This is a genomic window from Pseudomonas sp. Yb2C2, assembly GCF_052112325.1.
Classification (GTDB): Bacteria; Pseudomonadota; Gammaproteobacteria; order Pseudomonadales; family Pseudomonadaceae; genus Aquipseudomonas; species Aquipseudomonas marginalis.
Genome location: NZ_JAVAJK010000014.1, coordinates 36079 through 58795, shown reverse-complemented (window position 1 = coordinate 58795; position 22717 = coordinate 36079). Strand labels below are relative to the sequence as shown.

General features: G+C 60.5%; 18 protein-coding genes. 2 read left to right on the top strand and 16 right to left on the bottom strand.

The features are described from left to right. Positions 1 to 28 precede the first annotated feature (28 nt). The 3 genes from Q8X51_RS19790 to Q8X51_RS19780 form a co-directional block, all read right to left on the bottom strand. On the bottom strand, positions 29 to 1297 hold the full coding sequence (locus Q8X51_RS19790; RefSeq protein ID WP_407694615.1) for a carbohydrate porin: 1269 nt from the start codon (positions 1295 to 1297) through the stop codon (positions 29 to 31). 61 nt (positions 1298 to 1358) lie between these two features. Next, on the bottom strand, positions 1359 to 2600 hold the full coding sequence (locus tag Q8X51_RS19785; protein WP_330215221.1) for an MFS transporter: 1242 nt from the start codon (positions 2598 to 2600) through the stop codon (positions 1359 to 1361). Positions 2601 to 2623: 23 nt separating this feature from the next. Next, positions 2624 to 3157: a 2,4'-dihydroxyacetophenone dioxygenase family protein gene (locus Q8X51_RS19780; RefSeq protein WP_108538433.1), complete on the bottom strand. Its 534-nt coding sequence runs from the start codon at positions 3155 to 3157 to the stop codon at positions 2624 to 2626. 238 nt (positions 3158 to 3395) lie between these two features. Between Q8X51_RS19780 and Q8X51_RS19775 the strand changes: the two genes are divergently transcribed. Continuing rightward, positions 3396 to 4370: a helix-turn-helix domain-containing protein gene (locus Q8X51_RS19775; RefSeq protein WP_407694613.1), complete on the top strand. Its 975-nt coding sequence runs from the start codon at positions 3396 to 3398 to the stop codon at positions 4368 to 4370. Positions 4371 to 4476: 106 nt separating this feature from the next. Here Q8X51_RS19775 and acuI read toward each other — a convergent pair whose 3' ends face one another. Next, positions 4477 to 5463, bottom strand: coding sequence for an acrylyl-CoA reductase (NADPH) (gene acuI / locus Q8X51_RS19770; RefSeq protein WP_065926088.1), 987 nt, complete (start codon positions 5461 to 5463; stop codon positions 4477 to 4479). Positions 5464 to 5907: 444 nt separating this feature from the next. On the opposite strand from acuI, the gene Q8X51_RS19765 reads away from it, so the two are divergent. Next, a complete protein-coding gene (locus tag Q8X51_RS19765; RefSeq protein ID WP_407694612.1) occupies positions 5908 to 6915 on the top strand; it encodes an aldo/keto reductase in 1008 nt (335 codons plus the stop codon). A 143-nt stretch (positions 6916 to 7058) separates the two neighbouring features. Here the strand turns inward: Q8X51_RS19765 and Q8X51_RS19760 are convergent, their stop codons facing one another. From Q8X51_RS19760 to Q8X51_RS19705, 12 genes are all read right to left on the bottom strand, one after another. Beyond that, a complete protein-coding gene (locus tag Q8X51_RS19760; protein ID WP_065926091.1) occupies positions 7059 to 7814 on the bottom strand; it encodes an ABC transporter ATP-binding protein in 756 nt (251 codons plus the stop codon). Further along, positions 7808 to 8854, bottom strand: a complete 1047-nt coding sequence (locus Q8X51_RS19755; RefSeq protein WP_137212773.1) for a FecCD family ABC transporter permease — start codon at positions 8852 to 8854, stop codon at positions 7808 to 7810. The genes Q8X51_RS19760 and Q8X51_RS19755 overlap by 7 nt, the downstream gene beginning before the upstream one ends. Continuing rightward, complete coding sequence (locus Q8X51_RS19750) at positions 8851 to 10005, bottom strand: ABC transporter substrate-binding protein (protein WP_065926093.1); 1155 nt, start codon at positions 10003 to 10005, stop codon at positions 8851 to 8853. The genes Q8X51_RS19755 and Q8X51_RS19750 overlap by 4 nt, the downstream gene beginning before the upstream one ends. A gap of 64 nt (positions 10006 to 10069) precedes the next feature. Further along, complete coding sequence (locus tag Q8X51_RS19745; protein ID WP_407694611.1) at positions 10070 to 12484, bottom strand: TonB-dependent siderophore receptor; 2415 nt, start codon at positions 12482 to 12484, stop codon at positions 10070 to 10072. A gap of 101 nt (positions 12485 to 12585) precedes the next feature. After that, complete coding sequence (locus Q8X51_RS19740; protein WP_407694610.1) at positions 12586 to 13563, bottom strand: FecR domain-containing protein; 978 nt, start codon at positions 13561 to 13563, stop codon at positions 12586 to 12588. Beyond that, positions 13564 to 14079, bottom strand: a complete 516-nt coding sequence (locus Q8X51_RS19735) for a sigma-70 family RNA polymerase sigma factor (RefSeq protein ID WP_065926096.1) — start codon at positions 14077 to 14079, stop codon at positions 13564 to 13566. Between the two features lie 85 nt (positions 14080 to 14164). Beyond that, on the bottom strand, positions 14165 to 15349 hold the full coding sequence (locus Q8X51_RS19730) for an aminotransferase class V-fold PLP-dependent enzyme (RefSeq protein ID WP_065926097.1): 1185 nt from the start codon (positions 15347 to 15349) through the stop codon (positions 14165 to 14167). A gap of 15 nt (positions 15350 to 15364) precedes the next feature. Further along, a complete protein-coding gene (locus tag Q8X51_RS19725; RefSeq protein WP_407694609.1) occupies positions 15365 to 16609 on the bottom strand; it encodes an MFS transporter in 1245 nt (414 codons plus the stop codon). Between the two features lie 16 nt (positions 16610 to 16625). Next, a complete protein-coding gene (locus Q8X51_RS19720; RefSeq protein ID WP_065926099.1) occupies positions 16626 to 18476 on the bottom strand; it encodes an IucA/IucC family protein in 1851 nt (616 codons plus the stop codon). A gap of 37 nt (positions 18477 to 18513) precedes the next feature. Beyond that, positions 18514 to 19662: an NAD/NADP-dependent octopine/nopaline dehydrogenase family protein gene (locus Q8X51_RS19715; RefSeq protein WP_407694608.1), complete on the bottom strand. Its 1149-nt coding sequence runs from the start codon at positions 19660 to 19662 to the stop codon at positions 18514 to 18516. Positions 19663 to 19690: 28 nt separating this feature from the next. Beyond that, positions 19691 to 20734: a PLP-dependent cysteine synthase family protein gene (locus Q8X51_RS19710; RefSeq protein ID WP_065939576.1), complete on the bottom strand. Its 1044-nt coding sequence runs from the start codon at positions 20732 to 20734 to the stop codon at positions 19691 to 19693. Positions 20735 to 20748: 14 nt separating this feature from the next. Further along, positions 20749 to 22143: a Y4yA family PLP-dependent enzyme gene (locus Q8X51_RS19705; protein WP_065947796.1), complete on the bottom strand. Its 1395-nt coding sequence runs from the start codon at positions 22141 to 22143 to the stop codon at positions 20749 to 20751. Between the last annotated feature and the right edge of the window lie 574 nt (positions 22144 to 22717).

Sequence of the window (22717 nt, the reverse complement as noted above, 5' to 3'; positions counted from 1 at the left end):
AGTTAAACGTTTTATTCAAGGCTCGGGCTTACAGACCCAGTACCGAACCCACATCCAGCACCACTAGCAGGCCAACCACGAAGCCGTTGTTGCTCAATTGCGTCGCGCCCGGGTTGTAGAAGTTGTCCGGGTTGATGATGTACTGGATGCTCGGTTCGATCGCCAGGTGGCGGGTCAAGGCAAAATGGCCGTTGGTTTCCACGGCGTAGACATTGCGTTCACCCAATTCAGGATCGCCACCAGCCGCCGTGCGCAGGCGCTGCTGGAACTGCAACTGGTGGGCGTTGACTTGCAGGTAGCTGACTTTGAGATTGAGCTTGTCCTGCGCCCGATCAAAGGGGGCAAGGTAGGTCAGCCCGGCTTCGGCGAAATGGCTGAAGGGTTGTTTCTCGTCGGCTGCCGCCGACAGCGAGCCGAATACCTGTACGCCTTGTTGCCCGCCCTGCCATAGCGTCTGTCGGAACTTGAAGAAGCCGCCGGCCGTGCCGTGGTCGCTGGCACCCGTCAAGGGGTCGACCTGGTTGGACGAGTTGAAGTACGCATTCAGTTCGTACTGGGTGGTGTCATCGCCAGGCTTGCTGCCCAGGCCCACCAGGAAGCTGGTGCCACTCGCGTCGTCGGTGCTGAAATCCAGGCCTTTGCGCTTTTTCAGGTAGTCCACCGGGTTGGATTCGAACGCACCCGCGTGCACGTAAAAGCGCGGGTTCACTTGATACTTCAGGTAGCCGCCCCAGGCACCGAAGGGCGGCGGCAACATGCCGCTTGAGGCGTCCAGGATAGGGTCGTTGCAGGTGACCCCCGTTTCGCAGTTATAGATGTAGAAGTACCGCCGGCCATTGGTCCGTCCGACGTGCAGGTCGAGTTGACCATCGAGCCATTTTTGCTCGTAGGTCAACACGCTCAACTGGTTGCTGGCGATGTCATTGTGCAAGGGCGCACCGCCAAAATAGCTGCCGACGGCACCTTGCCATTCGCCCCCGGTCGGCTGACCGGTACCGTTATCGAGGATAAAGACGGTTTGTTCGAAATGCAGGGCTGCGCCGTCCAGGCCACTGAGCGTGGCGAGGTTAACGTCTGCGCCGATGTAAAGGTCACCGCTGTTGCCGAAGCTGTAGGGGCGCGGGCCGGTGTCGAGGTTTTTCATCGACAGGCTCGTGAATTGCACATGGGGCTGGATGCCGTAGCCGGCCAATTGCTCGCCCAGGCCGGCCAGTGGACCTTCACGGTCCAGTGCCCAGGCTTGGGGGTAGGTATACACCAGCAACAAAAACGCGCACAAACGAAGGGTAGGGTGCATGGTATTGGACTCATTTTATTGTTGTTGTGATGAGTAAATGGAGCCGCGTGGTGATCTCGGATCACGCACGCTGTGTGCAGGCTTGCATTGATCGGCGTTGCAGCACGCCAGGCGCAGTTTCCTTGAGCAGCAGGGACAGCCCTGCTGCCAGCAAGGCGCCGCCGCAGGAGATCCACATCACAATCGACAACCCGAACTGATCGGCGGCGAACCCTGCGACGGTGGGCGCCACGAACCCTCCCACCAGTTCGCCAACGCCCATGATCATGCCCAGCGCCGTGGCCATGACTTCACGCGGGACGGTTTCAGCCGGAATGGTGGACATGAACAGCGTGAAGCAGCCAAGCCCGGTAAAGGTGAGCACCATCAGCACGCCGAGTATCATCGGCGAGGGCGCAAATAGCAGGGCTATCGGGCAGCAGGCAGCAACCAGCGAGAACAGCACCAGCGTCGGACGGCGGCCGATACGGTCGGAGATGCTGGGCACCACAAACCCCCACACAACCCATGCCGCACCCAGGCAACTCATGATCGTGCCCATGCTCGGTGCGCTGTAACCGCGGACGCTGACCAGAAACGTCGGGGTAAAGGAGATCAGGATCACGAACCAGGTCAGAAACACGCAACTGATCAATGTGCACAGCACGATGTTGCGGCTTCTAAGCAATGCCAGGCGATGCCCGCTGAGCTTGACGTCATTCACCGGAGCCTGACGAGGTTCATCCTGACGCACATAGCGCCAGATAAGCCATGCGATCAGCAGTCCTGGCAGCAGCGACACAATGAACGCATGTCGCCAGCCGTATGCCTCGGCCAGGGCAATCAATACCGGCGGGCCGATTACTGCGCCCAACAAACCCGCTGCCGAACCTTGCAGCAGGCCCATGTTCAAGCCCCGGCGATGCGGCGATGACGCCTCCACCATCATCGATTGAGACAACGGCAGGATGGGCCCCTCGGCCAACCCCATGATGGCGCGAAACAGCAACAGGCTAAGGAATCCCGCGACCAGCCCGGAGAGGGCCGAGCACAGCGAGAAGAGGATGACCGCCGCAATCAGCAGCGGCTTGCGCACCCCCCGACGATCTGACCACGCGCCGACCAGCGTGCCGGAAATCGCCCAGGCCAAGGCCAGCACCGAGGACAACATGCCGAGATGGCTGTTGCTCAGATTCAGCTCTTGCGCCATGAACGGAAACAGGAACGACAGCGCTAGACGATCGAAAAACACAAAACCAAACGTCAGGAACAACACGCAGAGCAGGACATTTTCATAACTGGCTTTATTATTTTTGTGAGCCATGACGGTTCTCCGCAGCAAGGGGTTTAACGGAATAGACGGTCCACTGCATCAGCGCCCAGTCCGACCTTTTCGTAATGTTCACGGCACAGGGCGATGTAGGAGTGCACGTCGAAGTAGCCGGTGGATTCGCCGTGCTCGTCGAGCCAGATCAGCGGCCCCTTGACGATGAAGAACACGCGCATGGGTTCCTCGTGTTCATAGGCCACCAAGGTGTGACCCTCGCCGGGCGTCTCATAAACGAAATCACCGGCGGTGGCGGTCCAGTCGTGCTCCAGGTAGCCCCACTTGCCCGACAGGGTGTAGGCGAACACTTCGTGCGGGTGGTAGTGGCGATTGACCAGGCCGGCATGGCTGGACATCAAGATGTCGCACCAGCGGTTTTCGCTGGGGGAGATCCACAGCGGGCGCGAAGAAACCGTCTCGGTGAAGGGCACGTAGAGCCGCAAATCATCACTGGCGGCATTCGGCAGGTAAACCTCAGGCTTGGCGTCGGGCTTGAAGCAGTTCGCGATGGGCTGCAGGTCTTTCCAAAATTCGTTGCGGGCTAATTCGGGCATGTTGGGCCTCTGATTGTTGGAATACAGGGGCCACTCTAGGTCGAACGGGGCACTGCGGTTTGATCGAAACTGACGTCATTGTTGTCTGAATCGGACGGATATTTTCAGTTCATCGGTTGCCGTGGTTTTGTATCGGCCACCGATTGACAGCGTGCCTGGGTCGGCGGTTAATGGGGCGCTGCAGGCCCCGAAATCCGCCTTGTGTAGCGCCGAGCAGTCAATAAGAACGAGAAAAAAAATGACCCGAACCGCCGCCTTGCTTGATACCCAGCGTGCCAGTACCGATGACCTTCCACTGGATCAGCGCGTGGCATTCTGGGAGCAGTACAACGCATCGACGCTGGTCGGCCTGAAGTGCTCTTCCTTCAGTGAAACCGGGTTCAGCGCGCGGGAGGACAATCTGAGTCTGGACCGGCTGCGGGTTGCCCATATTGCCGGTACCCAACACGTCATCGAGCGTGATGGTTCAATGATTCGCACCGTGCCCAAAGAGCCGGTGTTCGTATCGCTGGTCATGGGCAGTGCGTCGTTTTTCTTTCAGAACGGCAACTGCCATCTGCTGGAACCGGGCGAGATGATGGTGTATCGCACCGACAAGCCCTACCTGTTCGGCTTCTCCGCTTCGATGCACAAGTTTATCTTCGATATCCCCCAGGACGTGTTTGCCTCCCGCTGTCTGCGCCGCTTTGATCACGCCGTGAAGATCAGCGCACACACCGGCACACAGCGTTTACTGCTAAGGACATTGAGTGAGCGCACCGGCGGTTTTTTCGAGCGGCTGCTCAGCCAAGGGGCGGACAATTATCAAGAGGATGCCCTTGAGCTGCTCGGCACGATCATCGCCGGCCAGATGGGCAATCGCCGGATCAACGCACTCAGTGCGTCTTACCTGTTGGTCGCCAAGCAATGCATCCTCGAGCAGTTGGCTGACCCGGCATTGAGCTGTGAGCGGGTGGCGCTGCAAACCGGCGTTTCCACGCGGCACCTGGCCCGGCTATTTGCCTTGGAAGACACACAACCCCATCGTTTTATTCTGGAAAAGCGCTTGCAAGGAGCGTTCCGTCTGCTGAGCCAGGCGGACAGGCGCGGGCTGGACATTGCCGAGGTCGCCTATCGGCATGGGTTCACCAGCCAGGCGCATTTCGCCAGGGCCTTCAAGGCTCACTATGGGCGCACGCCCAGCGACGTGCGCGCATCGTCGGTCGGCGTATAGCATCTGCGCTCCAGGGCGCGCCTCCTCATTGGATTGTTTCATTCATTGAGCAAGGCACCGCTTCGGGCAAGAACTCGTGGTGGCACTGGAAAACCCCGCCGCCCCGTCACGCGTTCACGTCAACGATGGTGCGCCCCTGAATTTTCCCTGCGAGCACGCGGCTGGCGATGTCAGGAACATCGCCGAGGCCAACCACCTTTGAGGTTCGGGCAAGCTTGTCCAGATCCAAGTCACTGGCAAGGCGCGACCAAGCCTGCAGCCGTATCTGCTGAGGCGCATTGACCGAATCAATGCCAGCAAGGGTGATGTTGCGCAGGATGAAGGGGAGCACAGAGGCGGGCAGATCCGCGCCTTGTGCAAGTCCGAAGGCCGCGACCACGCCACGATACCGGGTATGCGCCAGCACGTTAGCCAACGTATGGCTGCCGACCGAGTCAATGGCGCCCGCCCAGCGCTCTTCGGAAATCGGTGCGCCCGGTGCGGACAGGGTGTGGCGGTCGATGATTTCGTTCGCGCCGAGCGCGCGCAGGTAATCGGCTTCTTCAAGCCGCCCGGTCGACGCGATCACGCGATAGCCCAGTTTGGACAGCAGGGCAATCGCCACCGATCCAGAGCCGCCATTGGCGCCGGTCACCAGGATGTCGCCGCGCGCAGGCGTCAGACCGCCATGTTCCAGTGCCAGCACGGACAGCATTGCGGTGTACCCCGCTGTGCCGATGGCCATGGCATCCCGGGCCGAAAACGCTGCGGGAACCTTGACCAGCCAATCACCGCTCACCCGTGCCCTTTGGGCGAAGCCGCCGTGGTGAGTCTGGCTGAGTCCCCAGCCGTTGGCCAGCACACGGTCGCCGGCCACAATGCCGGGATAGGTCGACGACTCTACGACCCCGGCAAAGTCGATCCCCGGAATCAGCGGAAACTTGCGGATGATCGGTGACCGGCCACTGAGCGCCATCGCGTCCTTGTAGTTCACCGTTGAGTATTCGACCGCGACGGTGACGTCGCCCGGCATCAAATCCTCGTCCTCAAAGTCAACCAAGCGGGTTGAAAGGGTGTCACCGGTCTTGCTGGCGAGCAGTGCCTTGAATGTCATCGTCTTCTCCTGGTCAGGTGACCACGTGCGTTGTGCTAAATCAGTTGACCCAGCTGGAAAACCTTGGGTTCGCCTGCGACCCACCTGAGGGTAGTTGAAGGTGACGATGCCCTTGTCCTTGCGCGTCCCAGCGAGGTTTTCCTGGACCATGGCGGCAAACTCGAAGGCCAAGCCCGCCTCGACGAAAGCAGGTGGGCGCGGTCAGATGGGCGCGCAAATTTCCAGCACCCTTGTGAGGCAAGCACCTCAATGATGTCGATCATAATCTTCGTCGTCAAGATCTTTGATTGCGATTGACATCAATGAAGGCTATAGGCTTCACTGCTGGCCTATCTACACAGATCTTGAAGATGAAAGTCACTAAAGCGCAGGGGAACGCTATCGAGGCGGTCATGCGCCCAGTCGATCCCGACAACAGGGCCGATTCAATTGACGGAGCACAGCATGAAGTACACATCATTTGGAAAGACCGGTTTGCAGGTTTCACAGGTGGCGCTCGGCACGGGCAACTTCGGCACAGGCTGGGGTTATGGCGCCGATCCCGACGCCAGCAAAGCTGTGTTCAACGCTTATGCCGAAGCTGGCGGCAACTTCATCGATTCGGCTGACGTCTACCAATTCGGGCAATCCGAAGAACTGCTCGGTACATTGCTGGAAGGGCGGCGTGAGGATTTTGTGCTCGCCACCAAGTTCAGCAGTGGCGCAGTGCAGAATGCGAACCGACTGGTCACCGGCAACAGCCGTAAGGCCATGGTGGCTTCCGTGGAGGCAAGCCTGAAACGGCTCAAAACCGATCGGATTGATATTTACTGGGCGCATCACCCGGATGGCACCACGCCCCTTGAGGAAATCGTCCGAGGCTTCGAGGACCTGGCGCGTGCCGGCAAGATCCTGTACGCGGGCCTGTCGAACTTCCCCGCCTGGCGCCTCGCCCGTGCGGTCACGTTGGCCGAACTGTCCCATGCCGTTCCGATTGCGGCTGCACAATTCGAACATAGCTTGGTGCATCGCGAGCCTGAGGCCGATTTGTTCAAGGCATCGCATGCGCTCGGTCTCGGCATCGTGACGTGGTCGCCCCTGGGGGGCGGTATGTTGACCGGAAAGTACCGGCAAGGTGAAAAGGGGCGTGCTGAAGGGTTCGCAGGGCGTGTGTTCCAGCCGGAGAACTCGGCACAGCGCACGCAGACGCTGGACGCGGTAGTCGCTATAGCGGGTGAACACGGCGTCAGCCCGGGCCAGGTTGCCATTGCTTGGGCAGGCACGCATGGTGCGGTTCCCATTATCGGCCCGCGCTCACTTGGCCAACTTACCGATAACCTTGGAGCGCTGACACTGCAGCTCTCTGCGGAGCAAATTGGTCGACTTGATAGCGTGAGTGACCTGGCGCCGTCGGCAGTAGCCAGGGTACCTGTTGCTTGGGCTGACGGCGCTTCAGAGCGTGTCGTTGCCTGACCTGTGAAGGTGCAATGCGAACGCGCGGTCAATGAGGGTTAAGCCTGGAGTCACTGCGAGGACGAAACAAGCCAAGCTGACGACGCGGGTTTCGGCTATCGGCATGTTCTCGCATCAATCTATGGCTCGTGCTGGGTACGCGGTCAAGTTATGCCGTCGATCAAAATATGCCGTTGTCCCCGACTGCACTGCTCGATCCGCGCCTCAACCTGGTACACCTCGCGCAGCATGCGTTCGGTGATCACCTCATGACTCGCGCCGCTGCCTTGGGCGGTGCCGTCGGCAATCACCAATACCTGGTCGGCAAAGCGCAACGCCTGGTTCAGGTCATGCAGGGCAATAAACACGATGACCTGCTGTTGGCGGGCCAGTGCGCCCATGAAGTTCAACACTTGCACCTGGCGATGCATGTCGAGGGCGCTGGTGGGTTCGTCCATCAGCAGGACTTCCGGTTCGCGCACCAAGGTCTGGGCGATGGACACCAGTTGCTGCTGGCCGCCGCTGAGTTCGCCGAGGTTGCGAAAGGACAAGTCGCTGATGCCAAGGGCCTCGAGCATTTCGTCGACCAGGTTCAACTCGTCATCGTGGACGGTCCATTGCGGCGACAGTTGCTTGCGGGCCAGGAGTACCGATTCGTAGACCGTCAACCGCGCACTGGCATTCAAGCCCTGGGGCATGTAGCAGATGCCCTGCCGGCCCTTTTTCGAGTCCTGCAGGATCACCTGTCCAGGCCCGTCGATCAGCCCGGCCATGCGTTTGAACAAGGTGGACTTGCCCGCCGCATTGGGCCCCACCACCGCGACCACCTGGCCGCCGGTGAACGCGGCGGTGGTAACGCCACGGATGATCGTGCGCTGGCCATAGCGGGCACCCAGGTCTTGCAGCTGAATCTTCACCATGTGTTTTTCTTCCCGCTGAGGATCAGTGATATGAAGAACGGCACGCCGATCAGTGAAGTGACCACCCCGATCGGGAAGATGGCGCCGGGGATCAGGGTTTTGCTCACCACTGAACTGGCGGACAGAATCAGTGCGCCGGTCAGCAGCGAGGCCGGAAGGAAGAAGCGTTGGTCCTCGCCGATCAACATCCGCGCAATATGCGGGCCGACCAGCCCGATAAAGCCGATGGTGCCCACAAAGGCCACGGGGAACGAGGCGAGCAGGCTGACCATGATCAGCGTCTGAAAGCGCAGGCTGCGTACGTTGATCCCGAAGCTGGCGGCCTTGTCGTCCCCCAGTCGCAGTGCGGTCAGGGCCCAGGCGCGCTTGGCAAAGATCGGCAGGGTGATCACGATCACCAGGCAGATCACCCCGAGTTTGGGCCAGGTGGCTTTGGTCAGGCTGCCCATGGTCCAGAACACCACGGCCGCCACGGCTTGCTCGGTGGCGAAAAACTGCACCAGGGCCAATAACGCGTTAAACGTGAAGACCAGGGCAATACCCAATAGCACGATGGTTTCCGCGGTGACCCCGCGACGCATGCTCAGGAAGTGAATCAGCAACGCCGACAGCATGGCCATGATGAACGCGTTGACCGGCACCATGTACTGCGCCGCCAACGGAAACAGCGCCACACCAAACGCCAGCCCCATGGCTGCACCAAAACTGGCGGCGGCGGAAATGCCCAAGGTGAAGGGGCTGGCCAGCGGGTTATTGAGGATGGTCTGCATCTGCGCGCCGGCCAGTGACAACGCTGCACCCACGGCAACGGCCATCAGGGCGATCGGCAGGCGGATGTCCCACATCACCACGCGAACCTGTGCCGGCGCACTGTCCGGCGCAAACAGTGCACCGAGTACTTCATTGAAGCTGTAGCGCGCCGGCCCGAGGGCCAGGTCAAGCAGCACACTGCACAACAGCAGCAAGAGCAGGCCACTGAGGATCAGGCGTTTGCGCAGCACCAGGGCCCGGTAGGTGTCGCGTTGGATCACGGCACTCATGGCTTGAGGCTTACGAAGTAACCCGGCTCATAGGGCACCGGCAGGAATCGCTCGTGCAATTCGCGAAACGAGGCTTCAGGGTCCAGGTCGGTAAACAATGTCGGATGAAACCACTTGGCCAACTGCTGGATGGCCACGAACTGATAAGGGCTGTTGTAGAACTGGTGCCAGATGGCATGGAACGCCTGGTCATCCTGCGCCTTGATCCCGGCATAGGCCGGGCGTTGGGTATACCAGGCCAGTTTGCGCCGGGCTTGGGCCATGTCGGCACCGGGCCCCACCCCGACCCAGTGGCCACCGGGGGCAAAGGCTTCCCAGTTGGCACTGGTGACCACCACCTGTTCCGGGTTGGCGACGATCACTTGCTCGGGATTCAGCTGGCCAAAGGTGGTGGGAATAACGCCTCTGGCGATGTTATTGCCCCCCGCCATATCGACGAACAGACCGAAGTTTTCATTGCCGAAACTCAGGCAGCAATCGTCGGTGTAGCCACCGATACGCTCGATGAACACGCTGGGGCGCGAAGGGTGTTGCGCGTTGATCACGTCGGTGACGCGGCGGATCTGCTGGTTGCGAAAGTCGATAAACGCTTCGGCACGCGCCTCTTTGCCGAACAACTGGCCGAACAGGCGCATGGTCGGTTCGGTGTTCTGCATCGGGTGGTTGCGAAAGTCGACGTACACCACTGGAATCCCCAGGGCATCGAGCTTTTCGATATAGCGGGCGTCCTCGGTCGCGTGCTGGGCCTCGATATTGAGGATGATCACGTCCGGGCGCTGGGAGATGGCCTGCTCGATATCGAAGGTGCCGTCTTCAAAGCCGCCAAAGGTGGGGATTTTGGCGATGGCGGGAAATTTACGCAGGTAAGCGCCATAGGTGTCCGGGTCGGACTGGATCAGGTCCTTGCGCCAGCCGACGATTCGCTCGATGGGGTTTTGCGTATCCAGCGCGGCAACCAGGTACAACTGACGGCCTTCCCCGAGAATCACCCGCCGGACCGGCAGGTGCACCTTGACCTGGCGCCCGAGCAAATCGGTGACGGTGCTGCGTGGTGCCTGCGGCTCGGCGGCCGTCGACGGCAGAGCCCATCCCAACAAACCCGCAAGCAGCAGCCCGGCGAAGGCGTGGCTGCGTCGAACAATGGTAACCATGGTTAAAGCCTTTGCAGTGGTCGGGCCGGGTGGCGGTGCAGCTTGCCGTGCCGGGCCGAAGGTTTCAGAAATCGACCGTGGTCGACAGTAGAAGGGTGCGTGGCGAGCCTTGAGAGAACGCACCATAGGAAGCGACCCCCGACCAATACTCACGGTCGAACACGTTCTGCACCGTGGCGCGAAAGGTCGTCGGCCGCTGGGCGATGCGCGTGCTGTAGCGCACGCCCATGTCGAAGCGGGTCCAGGGGTCCAACTGCTGGGTGTTGGCCTGGTTCACATATTGGCTGCCGGTGTACAACGCCCCGCTGGTTAGCGTCAGCCCCTCGACCCAGGGCACGTCCCACTCGGCCCAGAGGTTGGCTTGCACCTTCGGCACCCCCACTGGGGTGTTGCCCCGGTTGGCCGCAACCGCGCTTTTGGTCAGTTGCGCATCCAGCAGCGTCACCCCGCCCAGCAGGCGTGTGCCTTGGCCGGCCTCACCGGATACGTTCAGCTCCAGGCCGCGGTTGCGCTGTTCGCCTTGTACCGCAAAGGTGGTACCTGACAGCTCGCCACTGGGTTTGGTGATCTGGAACAGCGCGAGTGTGGACATGACCGTGCCGTAGTCGAGCTTGACCCCCACCTCATGCTGGCGTGAGACGTAGGGGGCAAAGATCTGGCCCGCGTTCGAGGCCGTGGCGGGGGCGATATCGCCTTTGCTCAAGCCTTCCAGGTAGTTGTAGTAGAACGACACATGCTCCCAGGGCCGGACAACTGCGCCGAACAGCGGCGTGGTCCTGCCGTCGTCGTAAGCCGTGGTCACCGTACCCGCCGCGTCGTAGTTGTTGGAGCGGATGGTCTGTTTGCGCAGGCCGGCCGTCACCTGCAGGCGCTGATCGAGGATCGACAAGGTGTCGGCAACGGCGACGCCGGACAATTCGGTCGCCGAGACTTTCGGCGTGGCAGGCGTAGCAATGTCGGCCTCGGGTCGTGAGACAGGGTGGTAAATGTTCGACAGGATCGGCGGGCCGGAAATAATGCCGCGCGACAACTCATCGCGATAGCGCGTGACTTGCAGCGTGGTGCTGTGGCTGATCGGCCCGGTGTCGAAACGCAGTCGGGCACCGGTGTCGACCGTGTAGCGCCGGACCTTGAATTTGTAATAGCCGGGGATCGACGAGGTGTCGCCGGCGGTGTTGATGATGGTCGGGGTCTGGTCGGAAAGGCGTGCCACGTTCGACTTCCCACCGCCGGCATGGGCAAACAGGGTCAGTGCGTCGCTCACGTCATACTCGCCACCCAGCAATGCCGACTCGTCGCGGGTCTTGGACCAGCCCCACGCCTGGCTGACGTTGGTACGCCCGTTGGCGGCGTGGGGAATCGGCACGCCGGGCGCGATCAGGAAGGGCCGTGACGCCGCGTCGAATTGCTCTTGCTGGTTGATCAGGTCCAGGCTGGTGCGCAGGCGATCGCCCTGGTAATCCAGGGCGATGGCACTGACCCCGACATCCCGCGATTGCTTGTCGATGACAGTGTCACCCTGCTGCACGCGGCCGTTGACGCGCATGCCGAATCGCCGGTCCTCGCCAAACCGCCGACTCAGGTCGATATGGGTGCCCAGTTGTCGGTCCTGGGCATAGGTGGCCGTGACGCGGGTCAGGTCCTCGTCCAGGGCGCGCTTGGGGACCACGTTGATCACGCCACCGACGGCGCTGTTGGGCGACATGCCGTAGAGGAGGGCGCCAGGGCCTTTGACCACTTCGATGCGTTCGGCGTAGTCGGTGAATACCCGGTAATTGGAGGCCACGCCGTACACACCGTCGAACGCCAGTTCTCCGAGGTTGCCTTCGCCCACCGGAAAGCCGCGGATAAAGAATGAGTCGACGATCCCTCCCGTCTGGCCGGTGGAGCGGACCGAAGAGTCGCGCTCCAGCACGTCGCCCACGGTGGTCGCCTGCTGGTCTTTGATCAATGACGCGGTATAGGTGCTGATGCTGAACGGCGCGTCCATCACATCCGTATTGCCCAGCAGGCCGAGACGCCCGCCCTCGGCCACCTGGCCGCCCGGGTACACCGGCGGCAGGCTATCGGTGTGTTTTTGCGCCGCCTCCACCGTGGTCGCCGACAGCGTCAGCCGGCGCAGTACCAGGGTGTAGCTGCCATCGCTGCGCAACACCATCTCCAGGCCGCTGCCTTCGAGCAAACGCGTGACGGCTTCCTGCGTGGAGTAGGTGCCGTTCAGTTCGGGGCTGATCAGGCCCTCCGTGATCGACGGCTGGAACGACAGGGCAATACCGGCGTCCACGGCAAAGCTTGAGAGCGTCGCGCCGAGCGGGCCGGGGGCAATGTGGTAGGCCTGCACAGCGACTGAGTCCAATTGGGCCGGTGCATCCGCCAACGCCACCGGGCACATGGCTCCGGCCAGCAGCAGGCTGAGCACAACGCCGTGCACCATCGGTTTGAGCGGACGAGCCGGACGCAGGGGCCGTGCTACGAGCATGAAAGGATGACCCATGGACGAGAGGAAAAGGCTGTTCCTGTCTTTGCCAGTCGAGATCGAAAAAAGTATCACCCCGGCCGCCGTTTATTTTTGCGTGAGAGTCAGGCGGGCGACAGGGTGACCCAGTAACCGCGCAAATGACTGTTCGCCAGCACGGGATAAGTGTGCACCAGCATGCTCAAGGTGCGATCGGTATCACTGATCGGAAAGGCCCCGGAAATGCGCAAGTCGGCGATGGCCGGATCACAGCGCAGGAAACCTCGGCGGTAGCGCGTCAGTTCCGCGACGAAATCCGCCAGGCGCATCTTGTCGGCCATCAACATGCCTTGGGTCCATGAACCGATGTAGCGATCGGTCGGCGCCAGGTCACCAAAGGTCTGTGAGGAGAAGTCGGTGCGCTGCCCTGCATTGACGATCAGCGGCGGGGTCTGGCGGTTATCGGCCAATATCACCCGCACCGCGCCGTCGATGACCGCAAGATGGGTGCGGGGGCTGACTTCACGCACGGTAAACCGTGTGCCCAGCGCCTGCATGCTTCCCTGGCGGGTGCTGATCAGGAACGGCCGGGGCAGGGGGGCGGTGTCCACGGCGGTCTGCACCAGGATTTCGCCCTCGCGCAGGTGAATAAGCCGTTGACGGTCGTCGAATACGACGTCGATGGCGGTGGCGGTGTTCAGGGTGATGCGTGAGCCATCGGCCAGGGTCAGTTCGCGGCGTTGGCCAACGTCGGTGCGATAGTCCGCTGACCATTGCTGCGATTGCGCCAGCTTCCAGATCCCCCAACCCGCAGGCGCCAGCGCCAGCAGGATCGCCAGCTTGCCCAGTGCTGCACGACGTTCAGGGCTGTCTGGCCGGTCCAGCGCCGACATCGCCAGGGCGGGCGGCAGGCCGCCGAACTTGCTCTGCAGCAATTGCGCACGGGACCAGGCGCGATCCCGCTCCGGGCTGCTGACCTTCCAGCGCTCCCATTCGGCGCGCTCGTGCTCGCTCAGTTCGCGTTCGCTCAAGCGCATCAGCCACTCGGCGGCTTCTTCGAGTACCTGCGGGTCCAGCGGCGGCTCCTTGCGCAGACCGAGCATTCACTCCACCAGCATCAGGCACTGTACGAAGGCCTGTTTCATGTAGCGCTTGACGGTGATCAGCGATACACCCAGTTGCTCGGCGATGTCGTCGTACTTGAGGCCGTTGATCTGCGACAGCAGGAAGGCGCGCTTGACCAGGGGCGCCAGGGTATCGAGCATGGCGTCGATTTCGTGCAGGGTTTCCAGCACCATGAAGTGCGCCTCGGGCGACGGCGCTTCGTGGGTGGGCACGTTCGCCAGCGCATCCAGGTAGGCGCGTTCCAGTGCCTTGCGCTGGTACCAGTTGACCAGGATGCCCTTGGCCACGCAGCTCAGGTACGCCCGTGGCTGGTCAATCACCGTGACTTGTGAGGCGAGGATCCGGGTGAAGGTGTCCTGCGCCAGATCCGCCGCATCCATGGCGTTACCCAGTTTTCTCTTCAGCGTGGCATACAGCCAGCCGTGATGCCCGCTGTACAGGGCCTCGATGGCGCGCAGGTGATTGAGGTGATTCGCGGAAGAGATTTCGCTCATGGCGGCAGATTTGTTTGTAATTGAGAAGTATTCCCAATGCTAGTTGACAAACCAGCTTGAGCGCAAGCGCCATCGTGTCCCGTGATCAGGCGTGTGACAGGCGTATCAAGGCGTCAATCAGCAAATCGATTTCAGCTTCGGTGTTGTAAGCGTGAACCGATGCACGGCTGACCTCAAGCAAGCCCCGCTGCTGCATGTCGAGCAGGGTCGAGCCTGCTGTCGAAGTGCTCACGTTGATGCGTTTGGGTTGCGCTGCGAGCCACTGCTGCACCTGTGGGGCGCTGTGGTGGCGATGACTGAAGGTGACGATGCCGGACTTTACAGGGCCCAGGTCCTGCGAGGTGATACCCGCCACGTCGGTCAGTCGATGGCGTAAGTAACCCGCCAGGTGCTGGATGCGCTGCCATATCGGTTCGATACCCTGCGCCAACGCATACTCCGCTGCGGCCCCCAGGCCCAGCTTGGCCGCAACATTGCATTCCCAATTTTCAAAACGTCGCGCATCCGCACGAATTTCAAAGCTGTCTGCCGTGAGCAAGGACGCCGCATGCAGGTCCAGAAAAACCGGCTCCAGGCGTTGGCACAGGGATTGTTCTACGTACAGGAACCCCACGCCCCTCGGCCCGCGCAGGTATTTTCGACTGGTGGCGGCGAGCATATGGCAGCCGATCTTTTGCACATCGATCGGCACCTGGCCCACTCCCTGGCAAGCGTCCAGCAGGAACAACACACCCGCCGCCCGGGCGAGGGCACCGATCTGCTCGACGGGTTGCACAGGCCCGCCGTTGGTGGCGATCATCGGCAGCGATACCAGGGCGACGCGCTCGTCTTCAAGCATGGCCGCCAAGGCTGCGAGGCACACCTGGCCGTGTTCATCGTTGGGGATGATCCGGATCTCGATCCCGCGCTGCTGCCTCAATTGCAGGTATGGGATGTAGTTGCCGGCGTATTCGGTCATGGAGGTCAGCACGGCGTCGCCGGGCTTGAGCGCCAGTGAATAGAAGGCCATGTCCCAGGCTCGGGTGGCGTTTTCGACCACTGCGATTTCAGTGGGGTGCGCATTGATCAGGCGCCCGACGGCGGTGTAGACATTGTCCAGTTCAGGCGCGCATCGGGCGGCCGCTTCATACCCGCCGAGGCGGGCTTCCTGTTGCAGGTGCCCGGTCATGACCTGGACCACCGGCTCAGGCATCAGCGCCGCACCGGCATTATTGAAATGGATCAGATGCTCGACACCCGGTGTGTCGGCACGCAGTTGTTCAATGTTCAAACCCTCACTCCTTGTTCAGTCGCTGCCTGCAACGCCATTGGAAGGCGCGGACACCGACCAGTACCGCAGCGCGACCATGGGAATCAGCGCCACTGCATAGGCCAGGCACACGAAAAGATAGGTGTATTGCAGGCCGTAGACCTGGCTCAGCAAGCCACCGATGGAGATGCCGGCAATCGAGGCGAACTGCGCAGTGCTTTGGGCAATACCCAGTACGTAGCCTTGTCGCGAGCTGTCGGCGGTTTTCGAGACCAACGCCATCAGCACGGGGGTGGTCGCCCCCAACAGCACCCCCCAAATGAAGTAGGCGACGATAAATACCACGGCGCTGCGCGTTACGCCCGCCACGGCGGTCAGGGCGATGCAGCCCATGACGACATATGTGATGCGTTGCAGGGTTTCTGCCTGGGAACGATGCTCGAAGTAGCGCGACCATGCCGTTGCCGACAGGATGAAGCCCAGCGCCAGCAACCCGTAGCACAAGCCGACGACGGAGTTGTTGACCTCGAACGTCGAGCTCACATACAGCGAGAACGAGGTCTGCGGCAGCATGCGCGCGAGCAGCAGGATGCCCATGACGCACAGCAGCGACAGCAGCGGAGAGCTGCGCCATACGCTGTCGGTGCCTACGACCGGCGTGCGGGTGGCCACCGTCGGCTTTTTTGGTACGGGAGGCACATCCGGCAAGGTCACGGCGGCGATGACGGTACAGAGTGCACAGAGCACCGAGGCGACGATGTTGATCCAGAAAAACGTCGCGTAATCGAGGATCAGGCCGCCTACGACCGCACCGAGCAGTGAGCCGACATTGGTCGATATCTGCAGGATCGCGAATAACCGCGCCCGCCGCGACGGCGCTTCGATACTGACCCCGTAAGCCTGCGCCGGGGCTATATAGCCGGCAAAGGCGCCCTGCAGAAAACGCAGGACCAGGATGACCCAGATGTCACTGAAAAAGGCCAGCCCGAGCTGGGTCAGGGACAACCCCGCGAGTGCGCGGATCATCATCAGCTTGTGGCCGTAGCGATCGCCGATACGGCCCCAGAATGCACTGGTCAGCATGATGCCCAGCATCGGCCCGACGTACACGGCGATGCTGGCGAAGCTGAATACCGACTCCGAGGACGCCAGCCCGCGCAGGTGCACGGGCCAGAACGGCCCGCTCATTTCCATCGCGCCCATGGAGACCAGCTGGATCGCGAACAGAAGATAAATGAGGATTCTTACACGCGAACCCTGGATGGCACCTGCTTGGGACATGAGACGGCCTCAGTGATTAAACGGCAGCTAGCGGGTTGGTCAGGGTGTGCTGCAAACGATAGTTGGAATACTGCATCAAATGCATGCGCAGTAACGAACGGGTAGGCCATGGATCCTCGACAAAGGCCTGGCGCTCGACCTCCCACACCTGCGGCGAGACCCGCTCGCGCACGGCGGCAAAGGCGTTTTCGGTTTCCTCGCGCAATATTGCCCACAAACGTGTGTTGTCCATGCCGTACTCCTTGGTCAGCCACAGGGCCATTTCATGCAAGTGGGTGAGGAACGCGGCGTCCAGTACAAACATGCGCACCGGCTCGATATCGCCGCTAAATACCGTAGGCAGAATGCCAGGCTGCACATGCGGCTGTAACGTATAACCGCGTTCTTCCAGCAGGGGGGCGTAGGTTCTGCCATCGCCAAAATCGCGGATCAGCAGGCTGCGCGGCACGCCATCGGGTGAGAACAGCACCATGGTGTTCTGCTGGTGCGCTTCGAGCCCGATACCGTACAGCAGATAGATTGCCACCACGGGGTGGGTGACGACCTTGGCATAGTGGCGAAACCACTGTTCTACGCTGGCGGCGTCGGCACGCACCCCGTCGCGTTCGATCAGGTCGGTAAACAGCGGCCGACCGCTGCCCGGTAAACGGGTGAACAACGAAGCCACCGTGATCGGCAGACGCTCATCGCTGCGTTCGAACGCTTGCCGGCTGGCACGAAACACCACGGACAGGTGTTTTCCCGGTACGTCGTCCTGGGTGATTGCGTGGCGGTAGCGCACGCCGATTTCTTCCGGGAAGATTTCCAGTTGCTGGTCGAAACCGTTTTCGGCTTCCAGGATTTGCGTGATCACTGTGCTGATGCGCGGCCCCATATGGATCGACTTGGCTTGCAGGCTGCGCAACTCGCTGGTCATCCACAACGCGATGGGCAATTTGATCAGCGGTGCAGCGTGGTCCAGGACCGGCATCATCGTGCGGTATGACATGGTCGGCAGCGTCTGAATATCCGGCCCCTCAGTGATCAGCAGGCCTTCTTCGATTTCCGCAGCAAACGTCTTGAGCACATAGGCCTGCAAGTGCCAGGCATGAATCGGCAGGGGCAGCCATTGCGTTTCATCCAGGCCTTTGGCGTTGAGCGCCGCTTTCCATTGCTCCCAGTGTGCCGGGAAATTGCTGGCGAACCAGGCGTGGTAGTTGGTCACGTGAGGCATGCTTTCGCTTTTGGCCATGTCGGCACGCAAGGCGGCTATCCGCAGGGGCACCTGGGCGTTGAACTCCGGAGACAGTTGCTCGACCTCAGCGTCATTCAGCCCGGGGCGGGCTTTCCAGGTCGGGTAGTAGGGGTGGCCTTCCAGCGAGCCCCACTGATCCAGCAAGATCGCGGCGTCCTTGGTGCTTGCATGCCGACGCAGGTAATCGGTGAGGCTGCTGAGGCCCTGGCGTTGAGCGGCCTGCGCCAGGCGCGCGTTCCAGTGTTGGCGGAACTGACGTGCGTGGGCGTCGTTCAGCAGGCTGTTTTCCATATCCGACTTGAGACCGGCCACACCTTCGTCGCTGGGCTCGAAGTCGAAACTGTCGCGCAGTACATCCAGCAGGTCCTGATGGCGGGTGATCACCTGGCGCACGCCTTCGGCCGTCAGTAGCACCACGTCGCCGTCATTGACCAGCGTGTCGGCCGGGCCCAGCGCAATCTCGGAGAAAAACAGCTGCGCGCCGTTCTGCTTGAGCGGGTAGGTGGCCTGCTGGCCGTCGTGGGTAAACGCCAGCGCCGAACGATCCAGGATATTTTCCGCAAACAAGCAACGAATCAGCCGGCGCAGGGCGTTCTTGCGGGAGTAGGCGATCAAGGTGTTGAGGTCATCCATATCAGCTCTCTGCTTGTTGAGTCATTCATTAAAAGGGTTATGCCGTGCGAGGCCATTGGCTCGGGAAGTAATCCAGCGCCGAGTCGCGCAGGCCTTGCATGTAGGCAACGTTCCAGTGCAGGACTTCTTCGATATAGGGCACTTTCAGTTCAAAACGCCTGGCCATTTCCACCAGCAGCACCAGGCCATAGGCGACGTCTTCGTTGAACGCACGGCTCTCACGCTCGATCACATACCCGGCGCGGTTATCACCGGCTGGCACCATGGGCGCGAGGATGTCGTTGTAGGCCTGGTTGGTGCGCAGAATGGACAACATGCTGCTCTGGTCGCGAATCTGATCGCCGTACGCCTCGACGATTTCCTGTTTCAAGGATTTGACGGACGACAGGTCGACGCCCATGCGCGCACTGATGACCGCGCACAGTTCCTGGCTTTCCTGATCCATGCGTTCCAGGAAGTAGGCGCCCAGTTCGGGGCACTCCGTCCACCAGCACAGGCGCTGGGGAAAGATCTTGCGGTGCCACTGCCCGTAGGGGCCGATCAACCCGTAGATCACCGAGCTGTGCATGATCGGGTTACCGGGCGTCAGGGTGATCTCCAGGTAGTGATCGAGCAGCGTGACGCAAGGGCCGTAGAGGCGTGTGAGGATGTCGTGCAAGTGCTGGCGCGACACCTGGGATTCGCGGGCATGGGTCGCGACATATAACTGGCTTTTGCCGCCGCCCATTTTTATCGACCTACCGGGGGTGAGATCGAAGGCGGTATGAGGTACGTCCTTCATGCCCCAGATCACCAGGTTCGGGTGGTTTGCCAGTGTGGCCTCGGCCAGCCAGTCGAACCCGCAGAAGCCCGGAATCGCACCGATGTACACCGGTTTGCTCGTGCTCAAGTGCGGCGCGATGGCCTGCAGGGTTTTGGCACGGGCATGGGCTGGCACCGTGATGATGACGATGTCGGCGTCTTCGACGGCGGGCCTGGCCTCGGCGGTCACCCGATCCAGCCGGGCGTTCAATGTGGAGCCGTCCGGCAGCAGGGCCTGGAGCGGCACCTGCCGCGTGTGGTGGTCGACGACTTCCAGGTTGCTGGTCAGCAGCGAAACCTGGACGTCAGGCAGTTGCTTGAACAGAATGGCGTTGAGATGACCTGTTCGGCCACCGCCGCAAATGGCGACTTTCAGCGGTTTCATTCAGAGGCGCTCCTTGGTCGAAAGAGGGTCATGCGACGCTCAGTTGCAGCGGGGCGGAGCTGGACTCCTGCCAGTGGTTCTTGCCCAGCCAGGCATCCAACTGCGACGCGACGCCGGGGTCGAGCAAGTCGCGTTCCTCCAGCCACTTATCATCGAAGACCGTGTGCAGGTATTTTTCGCCGCCATCGGCAATCGGCACTACTACATTGCCGCTCAGTACACCTTTGTGAATCAGCTCCAGGGCCTTGAAAATTGCGCCACCGGTCGAGCCGCCTACCAGCAGGGCGAGGTGGCGGGCGATATAGCGCGAGGTCTCGAAGGCTTGTGAGTCGGTGACCTGCACGCCCAGGTCGATGCAGCTGTAATCGAGCACCAGCCCCACTGTGTCCCCGGCAGGCGTGCCGGTACCGGACTGATAGTACGGATAGCCGGGATGCCCGAAAACGATGGAACCTGCGGGCTCCACCGCCACGGTCACAATGTCGGGGTTGTGCTGTTTAAGGCCTCGGGCAATCCCGGTCATCGACCCGCCGGTACCGACGCAACCGACATACGCGCCGATCACACCTTCGGCCTGAACGATGGTTTCCCGCACAAAGTCGCTGTAGCCGCCGGCGTTGGCCGCGTTGTCGGACTGGTTCATGAACACGGCCCCCGGGATCTGCTCGGCGAGTTCGGCCGCCAGGCGCTGGCGCTCTACCACCGCGACTTCATCTTCACGATAAGTTCCCGCGACAAACCGAATATCGGCGCCCAGTGCCTTCATCACCGCGATCTTGTCCTGCGCCGCGTGATGGTCGACCACGGCGATAAATTGCAGGCCGAATTCGACGGCGGCCATGGCCAGGCCGATGCCGGTATTGCCCGACGACGACTCAACCACCACGCCACCTGGTTTCAAGCGTCCGGACTTGAGCGCGGCGAGTACCATGTTGCGCGCCATGCGGTCCTTGATACTGCCGCCGGGATTGTTTTTCTCTATCTTTAATAACAGCCGGGCATCAGTGCCCGGAATATAAATACCCAACATAGGCGTATTGCCGATCAGCTCGGAAACTTTAGTCAGTATCATATGAAGTACTTCCTTTAGTCGTCAGGTGAAAACGCGTAGTTACCGTACGTGCAACAGGTCGCCACCATTCGCCGGGGCAGGGGGTGACGATGGAACTCATTCTCCAGTAAGTCCATTTGATAGCCGGCGGTGTTGGCATAAATTAATAAGTCGCCGGCCTTGGGGGAAGTCGTGAAGTTGATCAGGCGGTGGGTGATGACGTCATCATCCAGGCAACTATGCCCGGCAATATAGGCTTGCATTGGTGTGGCGGATGTTGGCGCTGAGCTGATTAAAATCGGGTCGACCAGATATTCCGACGCGAACCATGTTTCGCAGGCACTGAAGCTGCTGCCTTCGACAAATAACACCGTTTTGTTATTGGCCAGTTTTTTGCTGCGTGTAATGCGAAATACCGAAATTGCCGCTTGGTCCACCAGACTTCGGCCCGGCTCCAATGCCAGGGTTATGCTGTTGGCTTTCAAGTACTGGGCAATGTTTTGTCGCGGCGAGAAGGCACTTTCCAGAAACAACGTTAACCATTGGCTCGCCGTCAAGTTGCTGCCGTAAGGGTAATAAGACTTGGGTACTGACTGGTTGTAATAGTGATTGGGCGTATTGTCGTTTTGTAGAAAGCGCTCGTAGGCGTGTGGCTCGACATAGCGGATGGGCAAACCTCCGCCGATATCGATCATGGTCGGAGCCAACCCCATCGTCCGAGCCACATCGACGAAATCGGTCACTTCACGAAAGGCCTGTGCTCGAGATTCGAACCCATAGCCACCGAGGTGGAAATGGAAACCCTCGAAGTCAAAAAATGCCCTGAGTCCGGTCAGTAAGTGCAAGCACACCAGCAGGTCCGCGGCCCCCATTCCGAAGCGGCTGGTCCCACAGGCTTTAGGCCTGTAACGCAGTAAAACCCTGGCCTTTATGGCCTCGCTGCTGGCTTCGACCAGTGTTTTCAAATGGTCGAACTCTTCCAGCGAATCCACGCAGATCAGTGCACCGGCATGGACCAGCGCCCGATGAAAATCCTCGGTTTTGGCCGGGCCGGTGGCACACAACTGAGCGGCCGGCACACCGGCGCGCAGTGCTGCTTGCATCTCGTAAATGCTGGAAACGTCGACGCCGATACCGGACGCCTTGGCCGCGCCGAGTAAACATTGTGACTTGTTGGCTTTGGCGCCATAGAAGATCGCATGTCGGACTTCATGCTGTTCCAGCACGGATTGCAATGCGCCGGTGTTCAGTGCAAAGGCGTGTGGCCATACAAGATTCAGGGGGGAGCCGTGTTGCGCAACGAGTTCAAGCAGTTTGTCGGGTTGGCTATGTAACAGCTGTGCGATACATGCGTCCAATAATGGATTAAGCATTTTCGAAAGATGAACTTCAGTGCGCGCTTCATTGAGGCGCGTTATTGCAATAGACATAACTATCCCCTGGCGCTTATAGCGTCGTCATTCATATTTAAATCTCTGGAAGAGATCGATGAATGTGGTCTTGTCGTTCGTCGTGTTTTTAACGCTTATGCGTTTGGCGGTGGATGCCACACGAATCCTGCAGGCGAAACTGTGGCTTTGATGGTAATAACCGGTTCATAAAACAATTGCATAAGAACCCCATTCCATAAGGTTTATACGGGTGTAGCTATCGGCCACTAACTGCCGTTTTTCTTGATCTGACTCACCGCTGAGTGATGGTTAAATGATGTCGCGAGGCCATACTTTCGGTGAGCGTTAAGACTTGCCTAGGGTCATGAAAAGTTTCTCTTGGCGGCGTGAACAATATTGCTACCGAGAACGATTATCAAGTAAGGTTTTCAAATATTTCTAATTGATCCCGGCCAAACAGCGTTGCGCGAACGTGTATTTGCACGCTCTTGCGGGCGTTCGTACCAAGTTTGAAAGCGTTGTTAATTCATTGATCAATAAGGGGTTAAACGTTGATCGGCGAGGGCGCTGACAGAGGCGCAATTCAGCCGCCCCGAGGCCCCTGAAAATTTTG